The sequence below is a fragment of the Pseudomonas protegens genome (genome assembly GCF_003732485.1).
GTDB lineage: Bacteria > Pseudomonadota > Gammaproteobacteria > Pseudomonadales > Pseudomonadaceae > Aquipseudomonas > Aquipseudomonas protegens_B.
Genome location: NZ_MOAK01000089.1, coordinates 24,436 through 24,686, shown reverse-complemented (window position 1 = coordinate 24,686; position 251 = coordinate 24,436). Strand labels below are relative to the sequence as shown.

The 251-nt window shown below is 61.8% G+C and carries 1 protein-coding gene; it reads right to left on the bottom strand.

Going from position 1 to position 251, the window contains the following annotated elements; translation table 11 throughout:
- Positions 1–251: T6SS effector phospholipase Tle3 domain-containing protein (locus BLX41_RS36900; protein WP_473241698.1), on the bottom strand; the 251-nt coding region annotated here is incomplete at both ends.

Here is a 251-nt window from a genome sequence, read left to right as displayed (position 1 = left end):
CGATACTCGACAAGGCCGGGTACGGATTGGGCGCTGCGGTCATGAACTTCAGGATGGCGTCAAGGGTCGCCAGGCGGGCCTCGGCAGTCTGCTGCGCGCCAAAGCCCTGAAGCTTCTCCATGTTGGGTTCGCGCAGGCTGTAGGGCGAGTTGATCATCACCACGCCGTCGGCCGGCCGCACCTTGTCTTCATTGAGAAAGGCATGGGCCAATAGGGTGATGAGCGTGCCTTGGCTGTGGCCCACCACATTT